General features: G+C 68.4%; 18 protein-coding genes and 1 pseudogene. 5 read left to right on the plus strand and 14 right to left on the minus strand.

Annotated elements, in window-relative coordinates; all coding sequences use genetic code 11:
• Window positions 1-11: 11 nt before the first annotated feature.
• From OU998_RS14180 to OU998_RS14195, 4 genes and pseudogenes are all read right to left on the minus strand, one after another.
• Window positions 12-428 (minus strand): annotated as a pseudogene (locus OU998_RS14180) (response regulator); the annotation flags it as partial.
• A gap of 61 nt (window positions 429-489) precedes the next feature.
• Entirely contained in the window at window positions 490-2007 is a 1518-nt protein-coding gene (locus OU998_RS14185) for a sensor histidine kinase (protein ID WP_267516815.1), read from the minus strand.
• Window positions 2008-2091: 84 nt separating this feature from the next.
• Entirely contained in the window at window positions 2092-3195 is a 1104-nt protein-coding gene (locus OU998_RS14190) for a cell wall hydrolase (protein ID WP_267514299.1), read from the minus strand.
• 100 nt (window positions 3196-3295) lie between these two features.
• The gene (locus OU998_RS14195) at window positions 3296-3775 is read right to left on the minus strand and encodes a Dps family protein (protein ID WP_267514300.1); all 480 of its coding nucleotides are present in this window, start codon (window positions 3773-3775) and stop codon (window positions 3296-3298) included.
• 133 nt (window positions 3776-3908) lie between these two features.
• Here OU998_RS14195 and OU998_RS14200 point away from each other — a divergent pair, with 133 nt between their 5' ends.
• On the plus strand, window positions 3909-6707 hold the full coding sequence (locus OU998_RS14200; protein ID WP_267514301.1) for a hybrid sensor histidine kinase/response regulator: 2799 nt from the start codon (window positions 3909-3911) through the stop codon (window positions 6705-6707).
• 78 nt (window positions 6708-6785) lie between these two features.
• On the opposite strand, the gene OU998_RS14205 is transcribed toward OU998_RS14200, so the two are convergent.
• The gene (locus OU998_RS14205) at window positions 6786-7142 is read right to left on the minus strand and encodes a DUF6481 family protein (RefSeq protein ID WP_267514302.1); all 357 of its coding nucleotides are present in this window, start codon (window positions 7140-7142) and stop codon (window positions 6786-6788) included.
• Between the two features lie 232 nt (window positions 7143-7374).
• Window positions 7375-7560 (minus strand): hypothetical protein, encoded by a 186-nt coding sequence (locus OU998_RS14210; protein WP_267514303.1) that lies wholly within the window; start codon window positions 7558-7560, stop codon window positions 7375-7377.
• A 433-nt stretch (window positions 7561-7993) separates the two neighbouring features.
• Between OU998_RS14210 and OU998_RS14215 the strand changes: the two genes are divergently transcribed.
• Window positions 7994-9136: a cell wall hydrolase gene (locus OU998_RS14215; RefSeq protein ID WP_267514304.1), complete on the plus strand. Its 1143-nt coding sequence runs from the start codon at window positions 7994-7996 to the stop codon at window positions 9134-9136.
• A 4-nt stretch (window positions 9137-9140) separates the two neighbouring features.
• Here the strand turns inward: OU998_RS14215 and nadC are convergent, their stop codons facing one another.
• The 6 genes from nadC to OU998_RS14245 form a co-directional block, all read right to left on the minus strand.
• Entirely contained in the window at window positions 9141-10013 is an 873-nt protein-coding gene (gene nadC, locus OU998_RS14220) for a carboxylating nicotinate-nucleotide diphosphorylase (RefSeq protein WP_267514305.1), read from the minus strand.
• A complete protein-coding gene (locus tag OU998_RS14225) occupies window positions 10010-11524 on the minus strand; it encodes an L-aspartate oxidase (protein ID WP_267514306.1) in 1515 nt (504 codons plus the stop codon). The genes nadC and OU998_RS14225 overlap by 4 nt, the downstream gene beginning before the upstream one ends.
• Window positions 11524-12393 (minus strand): metalloprotease, encoded by an 870-nt coding sequence (locus OU998_RS14230; protein ID WP_267514307.1) that lies wholly within the window; start codon window positions 12391-12393, stop codon window positions 11524-11526. Before OU998_RS14230 ends, OU998_RS14225 begins: the two co-directional genes overlap by 1 nt.
• A 56-nt stretch (window positions 12394-12449) precedes the next feature.
• Window positions 12450-13529 carry a quinolinate synthase NadA gene (gene nadA, locus OU998_RS14235; RefSeq protein WP_267514308.1) on the minus strand — a complete coding sequence of 360 codons (1080 nt, stop codon included), beginning with the start codon at window positions 13527-13529 and terminating at the stop codon, window positions 12450-12452.
• Window positions 13530-13613: 84 nt separating this feature from the next.
• Window positions 13614-13823, minus strand: a complete 210-nt coding sequence (locus OU998_RS14240) for a helix-turn-helix transcriptional regulator (protein ID WP_267514309.1) — start codon at window positions 13821-13823, stop codon at window positions 13614-13616.
• Entirely contained in the window at window positions 13816-14517 is a 702-nt protein-coding gene (locus OU998_RS14245) for a hypothetical protein (RefSeq protein WP_267514310.1), read from the minus strand. Before OU998_RS14245 ends, OU998_RS14240 begins: the two co-directional genes overlap by 8 nt.
• A gap of 442 nt (window positions 14518-14959) precedes the next feature.
• On the opposite strand from OU998_RS14245, the gene OU998_RS14250 reads away from it, so the two are divergent.
• From OU998_RS14250 to OU998_RS14260, 3 genes are all read left to right on the plus strand, one after another.
• On the plus strand, window positions 14960-15898 hold the full coding sequence (locus OU998_RS14250) for an IS110 family transposase (RefSeq protein ID WP_267514029.1): 939 nt from the start codon (window positions 14960-14962) through the stop codon (window positions 15896-15898).
• A gap of 189 nt (window positions 15899-16087) precedes the next feature.
• Window positions 16088-17602: a threonine ammonia-lyase, biosynthetic gene (ilvA, locus tag OU998_RS14255; RefSeq protein WP_267514311.1), complete on the plus strand. Its 1515-nt coding sequence runs from the start codon at window positions 16088-16090 to the stop codon at window positions 17600-17602.
• Between the two features lie 121 nt (window positions 17603-17723).
• Complete coding sequence (locus OU998_RS14260; RefSeq protein ID WP_267514312.1) at window positions 17724-18533, plus strand: tetratricopeptide repeat protein; 810 nt, start codon at window positions 17724-17726, stop codon at window positions 18531-18533.
• Here OU998_RS14260 and OU998_RS14265 read toward each other — a convergent pair.
• Complete coding sequence (locus OU998_RS14265) at window positions 18530-19054, minus strand: methylated-DNA--[protein]-cysteine S-methyltransferase (protein WP_267514313.1); 525 nt, start codon at window positions 19052-19054, stop codon at window positions 18530-18532. The genes OU998_RS14260 and OU998_RS14265 overlap by 4 nt on opposite strands.
• Window positions 19047-20120, minus strand: a complete 1074-nt coding sequence (locus OU998_RS14270) for a bifunctional transcriptional activator/DNA repair enzyme AdaA (RefSeq protein WP_267514314.1) — start codon at window positions 20118-20120, stop codon at window positions 19047-19049. Before OU998_RS14270 ends, OU998_RS14265 begins: the two co-directional genes overlap by 8 nt.
• Window positions 20121-20233: the final 113 nt, after the last annotated feature.

Genomic DNA, 20233 nt, shown 5'->3' on the forward strand with positions numbered 1-20233 from the left:
CTAGCCCTCCGTCAGGCGAACAGTTGCAGGCCCGGCGGCGCATACTGCGCCGGCTCGCCCTGACGGCGTCGCAGGGCGTAGTCGATGGCGGTCCGCACCGCGCGTTCGTCGGTCGGCTTGGACAGGACGCCGATGGCGCCGGCCACGCCTTCACGCACCATGCCGGGGTTGGCGGTCATGAACAGAACGGTCACGCCCATGTCCTGTCCCAGTTCCCGTCCCAAACCAATTCCGGTCGGGCCGTCTGAAAGATGAATATCGACCAGCGCCAGATCGACGTCGGTCTCGCGCGCCAGAACGCGCGCCGACTTCGCCGTCGCCGCGACCCCGACCACCTGATGGCCAAGATCCTCCAACACGAAACGCAGCTCCATCGCCACCAGAGCTTCGTCTTCGATGATCAGGATACGCGCGGGCATGGGGGTATGAGCTTGTGTTCGGGAACGTACCTAACGCGAAACCCGCCCAAGGGTTTCAACCCGAGCGTGATCAAATCGCCTTCTCGGCCGCTCGACGTCGGGACAGCGCGGTGGATGGCAAATCCACAACCATCCTGAGCCCCTCCGGCCGCCATTCGCTCGTCAGCCGGCCGCCCAGCTGGCCTTCGACCGACAGCAGAGCCAAAGACGACCCGAAACCCGTCTTTGTCGGCGCGCCTTCCACCGCGGGACCGCCGGTCTCGGCCCAGGTCAGGACGAACCGGTCTTCCTCCCCCCGCGTCGTCAGCTCGACCCGCCCATGGTCATTGGACAACGCGCCGTATTTGGCCGCGTTCGTCGCCAGCTCGTGGAACAACAGGGCGACAGAGGTCGCCGCCTGGTCGTCGAACACCGCATCGTCTCCGACAATATTGACCCGACACCGGCCCGTATCGTCGGCATAGGCGCCGAACAGGTCGGACAGGAAGGCGTGCAGGGTGGTCGGTCCCACCGTCGGCTTCGACGTCTCCGTGTGCGGCCGCACGAACTCATGGGCGCGCGCCAGGGCCGCGATCCGCGTCCTCAGCGAGGCGGCGAAGGCCTTGGCTTCCGGATACTGCCGGGCGGACAGGGCGACCAGGGCCGTGATCACCGCGAAGATGTTCTTGATCCGGTGACTCAGCTCCTGGCTGATCAGCTCCCGGCCCTGCTCCAGCCGCTTCAGCTCGTCGATATCGGTGCAGGCGCCGAACCACCGGGTGATCTCGCCCGCGTCGTTCAACACCGCCACCGCCCGGCCCAGCGTCCAGCGATAGACGCCCGAGTGATGCTTCAGCCGGTATTCGATCTCATAGGGTTCCCCCGTCTCCAGCGACCGGCTCCACCGCTCCCGCGCCCGGGCCTGATCGTCGGGATGGAACATGCCGTTCCAACCCTCGCCGTCGGTCGAACCCGCCGGCACGCCGGTGAACTCGTACCAACGCGCATTATAGTAGTCGTGGAATCCGTCCGGCCGCGTCGACCACACCATCTGCGGCATGGCGTCCGTTAGAACGCGGAATTGGGCTTCCATTTCGTTACGCAGACGCAGCACCCGGCGCAGTTCCATGTGCGACATGACCTGGCGGGCCATGGTCTCCAGCGCCATGGTCTGCAGGTCGTTGAGGCCTTCCGGTCGGGGCTTGGTGTCCAGCACGCACAGCGTGCCCAAGGTCAGGCCTTCCGGCGTCGTCAGAAGCCGCCCCGCATAGAAGCGCAGACCCGGCTCGCCGGTCACCAGCGGATGGTCGATGAAGCGGGGGTCCAGCGCCGCATCCGGCACCACCATGCCGTCTTCCAGCAACAGGGCGTGGGCGCAGAAGGAGGTGGCCAGGGGCGTCTCGCGCACGCCCAGTCCGGTCTCGGCCTTGAACCACTGCCGGTCGGCGTCGATCAGATTGACGGCCGCGATCGGGGTTTCGCAGATGCGGGCGACCAGGGCGACCACGTCATCGAACGCCGCCTCCCTCTCGGTATCCAGAACACCATAGTCCCGAAGGATCGCCAGACGTTCGGCCTCGTCCCACCCCGGACTGTCTCTATCGGGCACGGTCAATCAGGCGTCCTCGTTCGGCCGTCGGTAAGGTCGGTCCTTAAATGCTTCAACCCTGCCAAGCGTTTCACTAGAGCCTGATCAATTGGCGGGCCGCCCCACCTCCTCCACCGGCATCGTCGCCACGCCTTCGGGCGCCACGACGACACTGGGCGTCGAGGGCGCCGCGCGTTCGAGGGCTTGAAGCCGGGCGTTGATCGCGGCCACCTCGTCTTGTGTCGGCAGGCGACGGCCGCCCAGGCTGACCACTCCGACGACCCGCTGCTGGCCATCGATCTCGACGGTCTTCATCCGCGTCGCGGCGGCGTCCGGCAGCGGCGCATCCGGATCCGCCCCGCCGGTCGCCTGACCGGGTTGAACGCCGGGGCGCAGGCGCGAGAACCGCACCTCGTCGATCACCGGCTCATGGCCCTTGTAGGCGGTGCGGAAGGCGGCGGTTTCGCCATAGACGCCCTTCCAGCGATAGAAGACGTGCGCGCCGATCTTGTTGACCCTCGCCACCGACGGCGCCCACCAGGGATCGACATAGTCGGCGTGATAATGGGTGGCCGTTCCCACCTGCTGGGCGACTTCGCCGTTCAGCGCCTTCTCCGCCGCCTTGCGCGCCCGCTCCCAGGCCCAGGCCACCGGCGCCTGGGACAGCGACCCGTCGCAGGTGAAGCTGAACTGGCAGCCGGTGATCCGCTCGGCGCCTTCGAACACCACGCCGCACACCGTCTTGGCGTAGTTGGGATCGCGCACCCGGTTCAGCACCACCTGGGCCACCGCCGCCTGCCCGGCGTCCGGTTCCAGGGCCGCCTCGAAATAGACCGCCTGGGTCAGGCAACGCAGCGCGCGTCGGCGATCCTCGGCGCTGCCCTTGAAGACAAAGGGTCGTGCGGGGCGCAGCGCGCCGGTCGCCAGCAGGCCGGCGTCAGGCCGATAGGCCGCCGGCTGCAAGCCCGGGTCGTGGCGTTGCGCCAGGGCCAGCTGAGACGGCGTCAACCGCCCCTTCACCGCATCCAGACCGGCGGCGCTCAGATCCCCGCCCGTCACCCGCGCCACCGCTTCGGCCGTGCGGTTCACGTCAGGTCTGACGGTCGATCCCGCCGCCATGGCGACGCCCAGCACGGCGCCGGCGGCCGGCAGAGCCGCCGCTGAGCGCTTCAGCGCCGTCCAGATCATCTTCCAATGCGTCAGCGTCATTCCGGTCCACAAAAGACGAGGCTCCCGCCAAAGGGAGCCCCGCTTCAACCTCGTCATGCCCGCACTTCGGGGCCGTTTTCAGGCGCCAAAACGACCGGCGTTATCGCCCGCCCAGCGTCGAGCGCAGCATCCAGGCGAACTTCTCATGCGCGCCCAGCCTCTGGGTCAGCAGATCGACGGTCACGTCATCCCCGTCGCCGTCCGCCACATCCAGGGCGGCGCGCATGGTGGCGATCAGGGTCTCGTGGTCCCGCATCAGCTCGCGCAGCATCTCAGGCGCCTCCTTTTCCGGATCACCGTCGCGAATGCTCGTCAGATTGGCGAAGACGCCATAGCCCTGCGGGGCGAACTCGCCCAGCGCCCGGATGCGCTCGGCGATGGTGTCCAGCGCCTCCCACTGGTCCCGGTACTGCTGCTCCAACAGATTGTGCAGGGCGAAGAACTCCGGCCCCCGCACGTTCCAGTGATAGCCGTGCGTCTTCAGATAGACCGCATAGGCGTCGGCCAGCACGCGCGTCAGCTGTTCGGCGACGTCGCCGCGCTCGGCCTGGGACAGTCCGGTGTCGATCGTTGCGGTCATATTCGTTCCATCCGTTGATTAGTCTTTACCTCGGACAGGCGCTGTCCGAGCATGACCGTCAGGAACGCGAATCACGAGCAAGCGTTGCATCAACAAGCGCCGCACAAGATCGGTGCGATGAGGGCGGAGCGGCATGAACGCAAATGCGTTCTTCACGCGATTTCTGGACGCTGATCGCAGCCTTCTGGCGCTTGCACGCCTAAAGCGCGGCTCGGTCGGAACACGTATACTGATCGGCGTGATCGGCGCCGGGGCCGCACTGGCGATGCGCGCGGCGGGGGCGGCCTTCTACGGCGAGATCACCGGCTTCATGATCCTCTTGCCGGGGGTGATCCTGGCGGCCCTGGCGGGAGGGCGCCTGTCGGGCGCGACGGCGGTCTTCACCGCCCTGATCGGCGGTTGGGTCGTCGTCAGGCTCAGCGCCGGATCCGGCGCCGGCATGCCCCCGGGCCTCAGCGTCGTCGCCACGGTGAACTTCATTATCGTCGGCCTGTTCTGCGCCTGGCTGGGCGCGTCCCTGCGCCGCGCCCTGGCGCGGCTCGATGCGGTGGTCTCGGCCTTGTCCCTGTCCAACGCCCGCGTGGACGAGACCGAAGACCGGCTTCACATCATCAGCGAACTGGCCCCGGTCATGCTGTGGATGACCGATGCGCACGGCGACGTCATCCACCTGAACAACGACCAACGCCTCTTCTGGGGCGATGCGGACCTGCGCACGTTCGACGCCGACGCCATTCTTCACCCGGACGACCGTGACCGACTGCTCGCCGTGTCTCGACAGGCCAACGCCGCCCTTACCGGCTATGTCGTGGAGGGACGCCATCGTCGTCAGGACGGCGAATGGCGCGTGCTGCGCACCGAGGCCCGCCCGCGGCTGAACGCCGCCGGCGAATTCATGGGCATGATCGGCGTCAACATCGACGTCACCGACGCCCGCGCCGCAGAGGCCGCCCTGCGCGACAGCGAGACCCGGTTCAGACTTCTGGCCGACACCGCGCCGGTTCTGATCTGGGTCACGGACCAGAATCGGCAACGCGCCTTCGTCAATCAGGCCTATGTCGCCTATTTCGGCGCCGATTATGAAACGGCGCGAGCCGCCGACTGGCGCGCCTCCCTGCACCCCGATGATGTGGAGCGCATCCTCGCGGAGTCCATCGCGGGCGAAGCCACCGGCGAACCCTTCTCGCTCGAGGCGCGCTATCGCCGACACGACGGCGAATGGCGCTGGCTGAAATCCTTCTCCCGCCCCCGCCTGGCCGGAAAGACGGTGATTGGCTTCGTCGGCGTCGCCTTCGACGTCACCGACATGCGCGAAGCCCAGGCGCGTCTGGCCGAGTCCGAAGTCCGCTTCCGCACCGTCGCCGACAGCGCCCCGGCTCTGATCTGGATGACGGACGACAGCGCTAAGCTCGTCTTCAGCAACAAGCGCTACCGCCGCTTCTTCGGCATTCGGTCCCAAAAACAGTTGGCCGACGCGTGGCGCAGGTTGGTCCATCCCGACGACGAGGCCGTATTCGAGGCCGCCTTCATTCGCGCCTTCCGGGCCCGTGACCGGTTCGAGGCGCTCAGCCGCGTCAATCATCCGACCCTGGGCCTGCGCTGGATCCGCGCCGAGGGCGTGCCCCGTTTCGACGCCGCCGGCGGCTTCCAGGGCTATGTCGGCGCCAGTCTGGACGTCACGGACGCCAAGCGGGCCGAGGACGATCTCAAACATATCAACGAACTGCTCGAAGTCCGGGTCGCCGAGGCCCTGGAGGAAAAGGCGGCCGCCGAGGCCCATCTGATGCACGCCCAGCGGATGGAGGCCGTGGGCCGTCTGACCGGCGGCGTCGCTCACGACTTCAACAATCTGCTCACGGTGGTTATCGGCGCGCTGGACATCATCCTGCGGTCGAACGATCCGGCCAAGACGAAGAAGCTGGGCGAGGCCGCCCTGGCCGCCGCACGGCGGGGCGAAAGCCTGACCCACCAATTGCTCGCCTTCTCTCGCCGCCAGGCGCTGCGTCCCGAAGCCCTCGACCTGAACGGCCTGATCCGCGAGGGCGAACCCTTGCTGCGCCGCGCCGTGGGCGAGGCGGTCGATTTCAAGGTCAAGCTGAAGCGCGGCGGCGCGCCGGTGAAGGTCGACCCGGCCCAGTTCGAGGCCGCCTTGCTCAATCTGGTCGTCAACGCCCGTGACGCCCTTGGCGATGTCACGGGCGGCAAGGGGGCGCGGATCACGATCCAGACCATGAATTGCGTCATCGAGGCCGGTCAGGTCGCCGAGCTGGCGCCCGGCGACTATGTCTGTGTGACGGTGTCGGACAATGGATCGGGCATGTCGGCCGAGGTGATCGACCGCGTCTTCGAGCCCTTCTTCACCACCAAGCCGGTCGGCAAGGGCACCGGCCTGGGTCTCAGCCAGGTCTATGGCTTCGCCCGCCAGTCAGGCGGCGGTGTCCACGTCATATCGACGGTCGGGCGCGGCGCGGAGGTCCGCCTCTATCTTCCGCCGCTGCTCGCCGAAGATCTCCCCTCCCCGGTCGCCGCAAGCAGCACCGGTGAACGGGCTTCCACCCGAGGCGGTCGGATGCTGCTGGTCGAGGACGACGCCAGCGTCGCCGCCGTGGCGTTGGACCTGCTGGAAGGCTTCGGCCTGGAGGTGCAACTGGCCGAGAGCGGCCCTGACGCCCTGGAGGCCCTGCGCAAGGCCCGGTTCGACCTCATGCTGACCGACATCGTCATGCCTGGCGGCATGAGCGGCATCGACCTGGCGCGTCAGGCGGCTCAGGACTGGCCCGAGATGCGGATCGCCCTGACTTCCGGCTATGTCGGCGACGATGTGGATCAGGTCCTGGCCGGCTCGCCCTGGCCCTTCCTGCGCAAACCCTATTCGACCGAACAGCTACGCAGCATCGTCGATGGGTGCGCCGCCCCTTCGGCGGAATCGTAGCCGCAGCCGCACGTCAGGCAAAGAAAAGCGCGCCGCGAAACTCGCGACGCGCCAATCTTTCAGTCGACCTAAAAGGCCTTAACGACGCGCCTTGCGGGCGGCGTAGCGGGCGTCCCGCTTGGCCTTCTGCTCTTCCTTGGTCAGTTGCTTGCGCGCCTTGCGATCGGCGCGCTTCTCGGCCTCGATCTCTTCCTGGACCGCGAGTTCGGCCGCCATGCGGGCAGCGTCCTTCTCGGCCTTCTCGCGGCGCTGTTCGGCCTTGGCCAGCTCGTGCTGCTGGCGCAGGGCTTCCTTTTCGGCGGCGCGCTTTTCAGCCAGCCGTTCGAACTCGGGGTCGGGGGCGGCGGCCTTCGGCTTGAATTTGGCGAGCAGGGCCTTTTTGGCCTCCTGCTGGGCGGTAATGCGGTCGGAAAATCCGGTCTTCAGATCTTTCATGCGAAAGCGTCAGGGTTCCTTGTGAACAGCCAGGGGCGGCTATCGGGGGTCGGGCGGCGACTAGAAACACACGACCCGAAGCGGGGCGCACAAACCCGATACGCGCAGCAAAAGCAAGGTTTGCGGCGGTTAAATCGAGTCGGCGGGCGATTTGGGCGGCGTATTACGCCCCTCGCCCGCCTGAGTGATGCAGATAGGTCGCGCCCTTGCGACGACAAGCGCGCGGCTCAACCTAGTTCGGTTTTTGCGCCTGGCCGACGGCCGTACCGGCGACTCCGCCCACCGCCGCGCCGACCGGTCCGCCGACGACTGCGCCGGCGACGGCGCCGCTGGCCGCCTTCTGTTCTATAGTCGTGCCGCAAGCAGCCAAGGCCAGGGCTCCAGCGACAACGGCCGCTATGGTGACGATTTTCGACATGGGCTTCTCTCCAAAGGAGACGCTTCAACGCAGAACAGACATTCAGGTTCCAAAGCAGGCCGAATACGCGACTCGGCCCAAATATGAACAGACGATTCCCGCGCTTTAGCTGAAATGCGTTCGCGGCCCACCGCCGAATGAAGACACAGTGAAAGCCAATACAGTATTCGCCATCAGGACTGTCACATTGTTGCCCCAGCAGCGAAAAAGCCCTGGGGTTACAGTGAAAATACCTAATCCTTTCGACGCCTTAACCCCACACTTGCGAATCAGCCACATTCAGGTCACAAACTCCGTTATATAGGCCCCTCCTCGACGTCGGGCAGATTACGCCGTGCGTTGAAGCGCCCTCCGAACTGCGACCGTCAAAGGCGCCCGGAAGGCGAGACTACCCGGGGGCAGCGTTTCTCGCCCTGCTGAACAGGACGAACCGTTGTCGCATTCCTCTCAGATCCGCGCCGTGTCGCGCGCCGATCGTGTGGCTAAGATCAAGCCCATGACGGCTGCTGCGGCCTTTGGCGGTCTGGTGGGACTGGCGATCGGCGGCGCCTATCTGGGCGGAACTCTGGCGCGCACGACGACCTTGCGCGCCCAGGCCGAACGGATTCAGGGCGCCACCGCGGCCGGTTTCACCGAAGAGGCCCTGTCGGCTGCCGCCGGCGGGCTCGACGCCAGCGCCCTGTCCATCGCCCGTCGCCACGATCCCTATACCAGCGCGGGCTCGGCCCAGCGCGACCGTCAGGCCGAGCTCCTGGCCGCCCGCCTCGACCAGTTGGGCGAAAACCGCGACCCCAACCTGCGTCGCGCCAGCTTGAACGTCTCCGTCGGCGCCAAACCCTTCCGTATGGCCAATGCGCTGGACGCCAGCCGCGATCTCGATTGCCTGACCCAGGTCGTCTATTACGAAGCGCGCGGCGAAGGTCGCGACGGCATGCAGGCCGTGGCCCAGGTCGTCCTGAACCGCGTCCGCCACCCGGCCTTCCCCAAGACCATCTGCGGCGTCGTCTATCAGGGAGCCGCGCGCCGCACCGGCTGCCAGTTCTCCTTCACCTGCAACGGCGCCATGCGCGGCCGCGTCAATACCGCCGCCTGGAACCGCGCCAAGACCATCGCCTCGGGCGCCTTGTCGGGTTCGGTCTATTCGGCCGTCGGCAACGCCACTCATTTCCACACCACGGGCGTCGCGCCCGTCTGGCGCAATTCGCTGATCCGGGTGAACCAGGTCGGCAGCCACCTCTTCTACCGCTTCGGCGGTCGCTCGGGCTCCAGCGGCGCCTTCACCTATGCCGCTCGCCCCTCGACGGGGGATGATCAACCCCGCCTGATCCAGGCCGGGCTCGATCCGGTCGAGGCCGCCCGCCAGGCCGGTCAGGCCGTGGCCTATTCCCTGGTCCTGGCCCAGGAAAACCTGTCCGCGCCGGAACCCGTCGCGCCTCAGCCGCGCCCGCAGACCCCGCCGCAACCCGAAGCCGCCGCGCCGGCCGCCCAGGCCGCCGTCCGCACGACCCGCCCTACGGTCCCGCCCGGCAAGACCACCGCCAAGGTCGAGGCCACGGACGTCTCCAACCCGGCCTAAAGCCTCAAAGCGCGTCCAGACCGATGTCCAGCACGGGCGCCGAATGGGTCAGTGCGCCGACTGAGATCACATCGACCCCGGTCTCGGCGATGGCGCGCACGGTCGTCAGATCGACCCCGCCTGACGCCTCCAGCGTCAATCGCCCGGCCACGCGCGCCACGGCGGTCCTCAGGTCCGCCAGGCTGAAATTGTCCAGCATGACCACGTCCGGCGCCACGCCCTCGGCGATCAGCTCCAGCACGGCGTCCAGCTGATCCAGCCCGTCCACCTCGACCTCGACCTTCATCAGATGGGGCGCAAAGGCCCGCGCCCGCCGGACGGCCTCGGCCACCCCGCCCCCACCGCCACCAAAGACGGCCACATGATTGTCCTTGATCAGGATGGCGTCATCCAGGCCGAAACGGTGGTTCATCCCCCCGCCGCACGCCACCGCATGTTTCTCCAGCGCCCGCAGCCCCGGCGTGGTCTTGCGCGTATCCGCGATCCTCGCCCCGGTCCCGGCCACCGCCTGAACATAGGCCCGCGTCAGGGTCGCCACGCCGCTCATCCGTCCGACCAGGTTCAGCGCCGTCCGCTCGGCCGACAGGAAGGCCCGCGCATCGGCCTCCACCACCGCCAGCACCGCCCCCGCCTCGAACGCCGCCCCGTCTTTGAGCCGCACCTCGACCGAGGCCTTGGGATCCATGGCCAGCACCGCCAGCCGCACACAGTCGACCCCGGCCAGCACCCCCGGCTTGCGCGCCGCAAAGGCCGCCTTCATCCGCGCGTCTGCGGGAATACAGGCCATGGCGGTCACATCGCCCGCCCGCCCCAGATCCTCGGCCAGGGCCATCCGCACCACCGGCTCGATCATCACATCAGGCAGCACCCGGCTCATTCCGCCGCCTCCAGCACCGCCGCCTGCGTCGCCCTGACACGCGTATGGTCCGCCACCGCGTTCGTCTGCGGATAATCCGCCCGATAGTGACCGCCCCGGCTCTCGCGCCGGTCCAGCGCGGCCTGGACGATCAGCCGCGCCGCCCCCAGCGCCGCCGCCGGTCCATACTGGCCCTCCTGCCGGTCGATCAGGGCGATCAGCCCCGCCAGCCCCTCCGCCGTCCGCACCACCCCCGCATGATCCGTCATCCCCGCCCTCAGCGCGGCCAGGGCCGCCTCAGGCAGGTCCGGCGCCGCGACGACCGGCAGGGCCCGCCCGCCGCCCGTCTCATCCGCCGCCGCCCGCCCGGCGCGCCGCCCGAACGCCGCCGCCTCGAGCAGGGAGTTGGACGCCAGCCGGTTGGCCCCATGCACCCCCGTCGCCGCACATTCCCCGACCGCATAAAGCCCCGCGACCGTCGTGCGCCCATCGGCGTCGGCGGCGATCCCGCCCATGTGATAGTGGCAGGCCGCCATCACCGGGATGGGGCTGAGGCGCGGGTCCAGGCCGCTGCGCATACAGGCGGCGAACACGGCCGGAAACTCGTGCGGGAACGCCTCGCCTATGGCCGTACGCGCATCCAGAAAGGCGCCCCGCCCGTCGATCCGCGCCGCATGCACCGCCCGCGCCACCACGTCGCGCGGCTTCAGGTCGGCGTCGTCCTCGGGCCCCAGCAGGAACCGCCCCTGCCCGTCGATCAGCCGCGCCCCCTCGCCCCGCAGCGCCTCGGTGGCCAGGGGCGCTGGGTCCAGCCCCACGTCTATGGCCGTGGGGTGAAACTGCACGAACTCGGGATCCAGGATCTCCGCCCCGGCCCGCGCCGCCAGCGCCATCCCCTCGCCCTTCAGCGCCGCCGGCGTCGTGGTCGCGGCGAACAGTCCGCCCGCCCCGCCGGTGGCCAGCACCACCGCCGTCGCCGTGACCTCGACCAGCCGTCCGCCGCGCTCGACCACCGCCCCGACCACCCGGCCGTCGGCGTCCTGCACCAGGCCCTTCAGCCGCGCCTCGTCCCAGACCTCGATCATCTTCTCGGCCCGCACCGCCGCCACCACAGCCGACAGGATGGCCCGCCCGGCCCCGTCCCCGCCGACCCGCGCCACGCGCGGTACGGAATGGGCCGCCTCCAGACTGACCACGAAACCGCCCTCCGCATCCCGGTCGAACGGCGCGCCCTGGGCCGCCAGCCATTCCACCGTCTCGCGCCCGGCCTCGGTCAGGGCCTGGGCCGCGCCCGGCTCGACCAGACCCGCGCCCGCCGCCTCGGTGTCGCGGGCGTGCAGCTCGGGCGAATCCACAGCCGTCAGGGCCGCCGCCATCCCGCCCTGGGCCCAGGCCGAGGAACAACCGTTCAGCAAGGGCTCCGGCGTCGCCACCAGCACCTTGGCCCCGGCCCGCGCCGCCTCCAGCGCGGCCGACAGCCCCGCCAGACCCGCGCCGATGATCAGAGGCCCGTCATGTCGCGTTCGGTTCATCACCGCACTCCGAGAGAATAAAGGCCCAGGCGCACCGCGCTCGCGGGATCGCCTTCGACCATGGGCATCAGGGCGCCGACCGCCGCCGCCGCACAGACGGCCAGGGTCAGCAGATAAAGCGCCAGGCTCTTGCCCGCCTCAGACCAGCTCAGCGTGCCCCAGGCCGCGCGCCACACGCCGCGCTTCAGATGGCTGAACACCGACAGAGCCAGGAAGGCGGCCAGGATGAACCGGCCCGTGGACAGCCCCCACCAGACCACAGCCACGCCGATGGCCAGCAGCACGATCTGCTCCAGTCGCGGATGCACCCGCGTCAGCACCGGCCCCAGGGCCTTGGATCCGTCCAGCGGCGGCGCGGGAACCAGGTTGACCAGGTTCAGCATGGCGATGAAGAAGGCCCCCATCAGCCATTCCCCCTGCCCTGTGGCCAGCCAGACCCCGACAAACGGGATCATGGCCAACAGGCCGAACGCCGGCCCGGCCAACGACACCAGAACCCCGTCCCACTCGCTCTTCGGCGCCCGCCGCCCCTTGGCCAGACCGCCCAGGAAGGGAATGATGTAGATCCGCGCCGGCCCCATGCCGAGCTTGTTCATCACCACGGCGTGCCCCGCCTCATGGACGAACAGGCCGATCAGCACCGCCCCCGCCACAATGGCGCTGCCCGTCGCCCACCACAGGAAGCCGGCCATCAGGGCCGTGGACAGCAGGGCCCAGACCAGGCTCTGGTCCTTCTCGACCGGCTCTTCGAAGGCGGGCTGGACCTGCGCCCCGCGCGCGGCGGCCTCCTCGGGCCGGGCGTCCCAAGGACCGGGGGTGCGGCCGGGGGTGCGGGCGGGCGTCGGGTTCGGGGTGTCTGTATTGCTCATGGCGTTCAGATGGGCGCGCGGACCCGTCCCGTCGCCGGGACCGATCGCCGCGTCGCTCAGATCAGCTCCACATCGACGTGATGCCGCGCCTTGACCAGGTCATAGCGGGCGGGAACAGCGGGCGGCGGCAGGTCGATCATCCGCTGCACGGCCATCCGTCCGCGTTCGATCATCGCCTCCGGCACCGTCACCTCGAACTGCATGTGCAACAGGCAGTCGCGGATATTTTCCAGCGTGATCCGCTTCATGTGCGGGCACAGGTTGCACGGCCCGATGAACTGCACCCCCGGCACGTCCCCGGCGACGTTCGAGGCCATCGAACATTCGGTGATCATCACCACCTGTTTGGGCCGACGCGCCTCGACATAATCGGTCATGGCCGCCGTCGAACCGGCGAAGTCCGCCGCCGCCAGCACGTCTTCCGGGCATTCGGGGTGGGCCAGAATTTCGGCCCCCGGATAGGCGGCGCGCATCTCGGCGATGTCGTCCACCGTGAACCGTTCATGCACCTCGCAGCGGCCCTTCCAGGCGATGATCCCGACCGTCGTCTGGGCCGCGACATTGCGCGCCAGATATTCGTCGGGGATCAGGATGACCCGATCCACGCCCCATTCCTTGGCCGCCCATTCCACCACCTGAACGGCGTTGGCGCTGGTGCAGCAGATGTCGGTCTCGGCCTTCACATCGGCCGTGGTGTTCACATAGGTCACGACCGGCAGGCCCGGATAGCGCTGCTTGATCAGCCGCACATCCGCCCCCGTGACCGACGAGGCCAGCGAGCATCCCGCCCGCAGGTCGGGGATCAGCACGGTCTTGTCCGGGCTCAGGATCTTCGAGGTCTCGGCCATGAAATGCACGCCCGCCTGGACGATCACCTTGGCGTCCGACCGTGCGGCCTCCTTGGCCAGGCCCAGGCTGTCGCCGACATAGTCGCCGACCCCGTGGAAGATCTCGGGCGTCATATAGTTGTGGGCCAGGATCACGGCGTCGCGCTCGCGCTTCAGCCGGTTGATCTCGCTGATCAGGGCCGCCTGGGCCGGCCACTCCAGCGGCGTGACGTGGTCCTTGACCTTCGCCCACACCCCGGCGGTCTCCCGCTCCAGTTCCTGCGTCAGACCAAAGGCGCCGTCAGCCATGACCCTCTCCTATCGACCCTTATGCTCAAAGTTAGCATAAGCACAGCCAATGTAGGCCGATGGAGGCCGCGCGCAAGGGATTATTCAGTCGATCAGTTCGAACAGGTCGCTCAGCGGAACATTCAGGGCCTTCGCCAGGGTCAGGGCCACCACGACCGACGGCGTGAACACTCTGTTTTCAATCGTGTTCACCGTCTTGCGCGACAGCTTGGCCCGGTCCGCCAATTCCTGCTGCGTCAGACCGGCGGCCGTCCGCGCCTCCTTCAGCCGCACGACCAGCCGAGGCTCAGCCACGCTCGGCCTCGCGGTCCAGAAGATAGTAGCGCAACACCGCCGCCGTGGCGGTCAGATAGAGCAGGGCCGGCAAGGCCGCGACGGCCGCAGCCGGCCGCCAGAGTCCCAGTGCAAAGACGCCGATCATCCCAACGGCGGCGACGCCCAAGGCCATGGCCAGCGCCTTGTGCCGGAACGACAGGGTCAGTTCGTCCTCCAGCAGCCGCTTCATCCGCTTGTCGCGCGGATTATCCAGCCCGGCCACCATCAGCAACATGAGGCCGGCGACCATGGGACCGACCGCCACCATCAAATAGTCCGATCCACCCGGCACGCCCGAAGCCAAGCCCCAGCCGGCCTTGACCGACAAGAAGGTGAGATAGGCGCCGGTGATCGGCATGACGGCCATGGAAAGCGCCCGTTGCCGCTGCACCTTGTCGCGATAGCCGGAGCCGGTCTCCAGCTTGAACGTGTCTGCATTGGGCAAGAAGCGCCGTGCGAAGAAGGCGCTCGCAATCATGGCGACGACACCCGCCGCCATCGTCACGCCGCCGATCAGCCGCCCCATCTCGGGGTTCGCCGGCCACTCCTCCATGACCAGAAGGCCGGTCACCAGCAGGGCCAGTCCAGCTCCGCCCAGACCGGCGCAGATCGCCAGACGCTGTGTGCGCCTCCGCTCTCTCGCCCGTACGTCTCGTCTTTCCTGATCGTCCATAACGGCCTCACGTCACCTACAGGTGACATATAACCTATGGGTTACTCGGCGCGTCAAGAGGCTCGTTTGCATGCGCCGCTCCCCGCGCCGTCCTGTGAGAGGTTCAGCCGCCCATCGCCCACAATGCCGCTGGTCGCCGCTTTGCAATTTCAACGCCTTGCGGAATTGTCGAGGCGAGTTTCAAGCCTGAGCGCCGACCGCCCTTACGATAGACGCGATGAAAACCGCTCGTTCCAGTTCCGCGCCTGATCGCCCCCTTGTGTGTCGATTTTCGGTTAGTTTGCGAATGCGGGCGGTTGTTAGCGCAACCGCCCGCCGCGGCCTTGAACCCGCATGCCCCCTGGCTTTGATGCCGTGACGGAGCCTGGGTCAGGCTGTGATCTTCCAAACCCGAACAGTTGCACGGGACGAGGATCCCGCACTGGCAAGGAAGGGTCGCAAGATGACACAGGATAGAGTGTTTGTCGGCATTGATGTGAGCAAGGCGAGGCTGGATGTCGCCTTGACGACGGGCGAGGCCTGGTCGGTGAGCAATGATCGGGCGGGCTGGCGCGCCTTAGTCGACCAGCTCCAGACGATCCGGCCTGAAGCCGTCGGGCTAGAGCCTTCGGGCGGCTACGAACGGGGCCTGGTCGAGGCCTTGACGCAGGCCGGCCTTGCGGTGCGGCGGGTGGAGGCCGGTCGGGTCCGCGCCTTCGCGGGTGTTCTGGGCCTGAAGGCCAAGACCGATCTGATCGACGCCCAGCTGATCGCCCGCTTCGTCCAGACCCTGCCGGGACGGACGGTGGAGCCCAACGCCCGCGCCCAGGCTCTGGCTGAGTTGGTCGATGCCCGCCGCGCCCTGTGCGAGGAACAGGTTCGGGTCCGCAATCAAGCCGAACAGGTGCGCGACCCGATGCTGCGTCGCATGGCCGCCCGCCGCCTGAACCGGATGAAGGCCGACGTCGTGCTGCTGGAGAAGCGTCTGGCCGCCACCGTCGCCGCCGATCCCGACCTGGCCGAGCGCGACAGGTTGATGCGCTCGGTCCCCGGCGTCGGCCCGGTGTTGAGCTGGACCCTGATGGCCCACCTGCCCGAACTTGGTCGGCTGAGCCACAAGCAGATCGCCGCCCTCGTCGGCGTCGCCCCCTATGACCGCCAGAGCGGATCCTTGAAGGGCCGAAGCATGATCCGAGGCGGACGCGCCGTGGTCCGCAACGTCGCCTATATGGCCGCACTGATCGGGGCCCGCCACAACCCTGTCCTGGCCGCTATGAAACAGCGCCTCGCCGCAAAGGGAAAACCCGGAAAGGTCATCCTCGTCGCCCTGATCAACAAGCTGATGACCCTGCTCAACGCCGTCGTCCGCGACCGTTCCGAATGGAGAATCGCAACCCACTGACAAACACAGTTGCTCCGGCAGCCGCTCGTGGGTGGCGGTTTGGCGCCTTTGGCACGTTTGGCGCTTTGTCACCCTGTTTTTGCGCCAAAGACCGCCATCGCCGACGGCAAGAACCGTTCCCAAGCCCGGCAGGTTCGCTTAGACAGCGGCCAACTTCATTCCTCAGAACGCCGCCTTCCCGACATTTCCATGCAAGACACCATCCGCCGCATCCTCACCGCCCGCGTCTATGACGTGGCCGAGGAAACGCCCCTCGATCCGCTGCGTCGCCTGTCGGCGCGGCTCGCGCGGCCCGTGCTGCTGAAGCGCGAGGATCTGCAGCCGGTGTTTTCGTTCAAGATTCGCGGCGCCTACAACAAGATCGCCGGCCTGACCCAGGCCGAACTGTCCAAGGGGGTCATCTGCGCCTCGGCCGGCAATCACGCCCAGGGCGTGGCCCTGGCCGCCGCCCGCCGCAACGTCCCCGCCGTCATCGTCATGCCGACCACCACCCCCGGCATCAAGGTGGCCGCCGTCCGCGCCCTGGGCGGCGAGGTGGTCCTGCACGGCGACAGTTTCGACGAGGCCTACGCCCACGCCCGCCATCTGGAGAGCCAGACCGGCGCCGCCTTCATCCACCCCTTCGACGACCCCGACGTGATCGCCGGCCAGGGCACGGTAGGGCTTGAGATCGCGCGCCAGCACGCCGACCCCATCGAGGCCGTCTTCGTGCCCATCGGCGGCGGCGGCTTGGCCGCCGGGATGGCGGCCATCCTCAAATTCCTGCGCCCCGAGACCCGCGTCATCGGCGTCGAGCCGGTGGACGCTCCCACCATGAAGGCGTCCATCGACGCCGGCGAGGTGGTGACCTTGAACGAGGTCGGCCTGTTCGCCGACGGGGTGGCCGTGCGCCGCGCCGGGGATCACACCTTCCGCCTGTGCAAGGATCTGCTGGACGAGATCGTCCTGGTGGACACCGACGCCATCTGCGCCGCCATCAAGGACATCTTCGACGACAGCCGCGCCATCGCTGAACCCTCGGGCGCCGTCGCGCTTGCTGGATTGAAGGCCTGGGCCGCCGCCCATCCCGGCGCGGGCACGCTGATCGCCGTCAACTCGGGCGCCAACCTCAACTTCGACCGGCTGCGTCACGTCGCCGAACGGGCCGAGATCGGCGAGGGCGCCGAGGCCCTGCTGGCCGTGGCCATGAAGGACAACCGCGACGACTACCGCCGCTTCCTCGACAGTCTCGACGGCCGGTCGGTCACCGAGTTCAACTACCGCTGGTCCGGCGACGGCGCGGCCCAGATCTTCGTCGGCGTCGCCCTGCGCAACGGTCCGCACGAACGCGACGACCTGATCGCGACGCTCCGTTCCAACGGCTACGCCGTCGAGGACATGAGCGACAACGAGACCGCCAAGCTGCACATCCGCTACATGGTCGGCGGCCGCACCGTCGGCCTGCCCCACGAACGGATCCTGCGCTTCCAGTTCCCCGAACGGCCCGGCGCCTTCCTGCGTTTCCTCAACAGCCTCCAGCCCGCCTGGGCCCTGACCCTGTTCCACTATCGCAACCACGGCGACGACGTCGGCCGGGTGCTGGCGGGGATCAGCGTCCCCCCCGAAGAACAGGCCCAACTGTCCGCCGCCCTCGCCGACCTGGGCTACCCCTACATCGACGAAACCACCAACCCCGCCTGCCGCCTGTTCCTGGACGGGGTATGAGCGGCCGTCTTCACACCACACTGCCCCATGCCGCCCTGACCGCTCACAATTACCTGGAGCAGGCCTCGTCAAATCCCTGTGATTGTGAACAAGCTGCCCCAGGGAGAGGGAGACACCATCCATGTTGAAGGCTCTGGCTGCGGCCGCGGCGCTTGCGACCGCAATAATAGCGACCGGCCCCGCGCCCGCTCTTGCGGCGGCGCCCACCGCCAACGCGCAGGAGATGTCACGCCAGGAAAAGCAGGACCATGACCTGTTCCTCCGCGCCAGCGCCGACTTCCAGAGACGCGGACATTCGGCTCTCGCCCGGCACATTCCTGCCCTGCGTCAGGCGCTGGACCGAATGCCGGCAGACTATGGCCAGGTGGTGGAGCAGGACGGGCGTACCATCGTAAGGGTCAGCGATCCCGGCGACGTCCTGATCATGCTGACCGCCTTCGCCGCCTCCGACGAAAAGAGGCAGCAGTCGCCGGGCGGTGCGGCCGCCATGCCCAACGTCTATGGCGACATCACCTTGATGCTCGCCTCCGATGCCGTCGAAGCACGTCGCTACGAGGAAGGCATCGCCTATCTGGACCGAACGCTGAAGATCCAGCCGCAAAACTGGATGCTGCTGAGCGAAAAAGCCGCCGCCCTACAGGGGCTGGCGCGTTGGGAAGAAGCCCTGACCCTGGCCGACGACGCCCTGGCCTCTCCTGACCTGCTGATGATCCTTCACCGCGGCCCCTTCTATCGCCGACGCGGCTTCAGCCTGATTGAACTGGGCCGACTAGACGAGGCCAAGGCGGCCTACGAGGCCGCCCTCGAGCTCGATCCCGAAGACGCCAACGCCAAGCGCGAACTGGAGTATATCGCCCAACTGAAGGCTGGGGCTCCGCCGACCGCGCCTCAGGTGGTCGCGCCGCTCCCGTCCGAAGCGCCCAAGACCTAGAGCAGTCGCCCGCCGGCCTCGTGCGCCAACAGCCAGCGCTTGCGCTCTAGCCCGCCGGCATAGCCGGTCAGGGTCCCGTTCGCCCCGATCACCCGATGGCAAGGCACGATCACCCCGACCGGGTTGGAGCCGTTGGCCAGACCCACCGCCCGCACGGCCTTAGGCGAGCCGATCGCCGCCGCCAGCTGCCCGTAGCTGCGCGTCTCACCCGCCGGAATGGCCCGCAGCGCGGCCCACACCGCCCGCTGGAACACCGTCCCGCCGGTCTTCACCACCACCCCGTCGAACGCCGCCAGATCACCGCCGAAATAGGCCTCGACCGCCGTGCGCACCGCCTCCGGCGCCCGCCCCTCGACCAGTTCGACCGGGCCATGGTGAAGCCGCAACAGCCGCCGCATCCGCGCTTCGTAATCGTGGAAGTCCAGCGCCCGCACCGCCCCCTCGCCATCGGTCGCCACCAGCACCTCGCCCACCGGCGAGCCGATCCGATCCAGGGTCAAGGTCATCGACTGTCTAGGCATCGCCCGTCTCCTTCATGGTCCAGTACAGCGCCCCATAGGCCCGCCAAGGCCGCCACCGCTCGGCCCGCGCCGCCAGGGCCGCATCCGCCAACCGATCGCTGGGCGCATCCTCTCCGGCGTCGATCCAGTCGCCCGCCGGCCTCAGTCCCGGCCAGGCCTCGAGCGCCGCGCGCAGGTCCGGATCCGCCCACAGATCGCGCCGGATCGCCTCGGGATCGGCCGCCAGGTCGAACACCCGCCGCACCCGCGCCAGCACGCCGGGCAGGGCTCTCAGCTCATCCACCCGCGCCTCCACCGCCGCCTTACCCTCGGATCCGGGCCGCACCGAAACCTCGCCGTCCGTCCCGTCCGTCGCGCGCCAAAGCCGCCGCCGCCAGACCCCGTCGGCCACAGCCTCGTCGGGAGCGGCTCGCGCCGCCAGGGCCGACATCATCGCGGTCCAGTCATAGGGCGGGCGATAGGCCAGGCCCAGCTTCACCGCGCCCCCGCCTTCGCCCTCGACCCTGCGCCGCCGCAGCTCCGACGGCGGCCGCCCGTACAGGGCCTGAAAGGTCTCGTTGAACCGTCTCACACTGCCGAAACCGGACGCCATCGCCACCTCAGCCATCGACAGGTCGCTCTCATGGATCAGCTGTTTGGCCAGCAAGACACGCCGCGTCTGGGCCACGCTGACGGGCGCCGCGCCCAGGTGCTGGCGGAACAGCCGCCGCAAATGCCGCTCCCCCACCCCCAGCCGCGCCGCCAGGGTCTCGGCGTCACCGTCGTCCAGCGCCCCTGCCTCGATCAGGGCCAGGGCCCGACTGACGGTATTCGACGTCCCCCGCCACGCCCCCATCTCGGGCGCCGTCTCGGGCCGACAGCGCAGACAGGCGCGAAACCCCGCCGCCTCCGCCGAGGCCGCCGTGGGATGGAACACCACATTCTCGCGCCGGGGCGTCCGCGCCGGACACACGGGCCGACAATAGATCCCCGTCGAGGTCACCCCCGTGAAGAACCGCCCGTCGAACCGCGCATCCCGCGCCCCCAAGGCTCTCCAGCAGGCCTCCTGATCCAGCGTCTGTTCCATGACCCACAGGATGGCGGCTCAGCCCCGCGATGTCTCGCGGTTTTCGGACATGGATGAGGGTGCAGGCGCCATTTCCTTTTCCGAGTCTCCGGTTAAGGTGACCACCTCCCGGG

This window comes from Brevundimonas sp. SL130, assembly GCF_026625805.1.
GTDB lineage: Bacteria > Pseudomonadota > Alphaproteobacteria > Caulobacterales > Caulobacteraceae > Brevundimonas.

Bases quoted from the DNA above. Each gene is read 5' to 3' on its own strand.
- nadC (WP_267514305.1), bottom strand. From the start codon at position 10,013: ATGAGCCGGGTGCTGCCTGATGTGATGATCGAGCCGGTGGTGCGGATG.
- OU998_RS14225 (WP_267514306.1), bottom strand. From the start codon at position 11,524: ATGAACCGAACGCGACATGACGGGCCTCTGATCATCGGCGCGGGTCTG.
- OU998_RS14260 (WP_267514312.1), top strand. From the start codon at position 17,724: ATGTTGAAGGCTCTGGCTGCGGCCGCGGCGCTTGCGACCGCAATAATA.
- OU998_RS14200 (WP_267514301.1), top strand. From the start codon at position 3,909: ATGAACGCAAATGCGTTCTTCACGCGATTTCTGGACGCTGATCGCAGC.
- OU998_RS14265 (WP_267514313.1), bottom strand. From the start codon at position 19,054: ATGCCTAGACAGTCGATGACCTTGACCCTGGATCGGATCGGCTCGCCG.
- OU998_RS14210 (WP_267514303.1), bottom strand. From the start codon at position 7,560: ATGTCGAAAATCGTCACCATAGCGGCCGTTGTCGCTGGAGCCCTGGCC.
- OU998_RS14245 (WP_267514310.1), bottom strand. From the start codon at position 14,517: ATGGACGATCAGGAAAGACGAGACGTACGGGCGAGAGAGCGGAGGCGC.
- OU998_RS14230 (WP_267514307.1), bottom strand. From the start codon at position 12,393: ATGAGCAATACAGACACCCCGAACCCGACGCCCGCCCGCACCCCCGGC.
- OU998_RS14205 (WP_267514302.1), bottom strand. From the start codon at position 7,142: ATGAAAGATCTGAAGACCGGATTTTCCGACCGCATTACCGCCCAGCAG.
- OU998_RS14195 (WP_267514300.1), bottom strand. From the start codon at position 3,775: ATGACCGCAACGATCGACACCGGACTGTCCCAGGCCGAGCGCGGCGAC.
- ilvA (WP_267514311.1), top strand. From the start codon at position 16,088: ATGCAAGACACCATCCGCCGCATCCTCACCGCCCGCGTCTATGACGTG.
- OU998_RS14250 (WP_267514029.1), top strand. From the start codon at position 14,960: ATGACACAGGATAGAGTGTTTGTCGGCATTGATGTGAGCAAGGCGAGG.
- OU998_RS14270 (WP_267514314.1), bottom strand. From the start codon at position 20,120: ATGGAACAGACGCTGGATCAGGAGGCCTGCTGGAGAGCCTTGGGGGCG.
- nadA (WP_267514308.1), bottom strand. From the start codon at position 13,529: ATGGCTGACGGCGCCTTTGGTCTGACGCAGGAACTGGAGCGGGAGACC.
- OU998_RS14190 (WP_267514299.1), bottom strand. From the start codon at position 3,195: ATGACGCTGACGCATTGGAAGATGATCTGGACGGCGCTGAAGCGCTCA.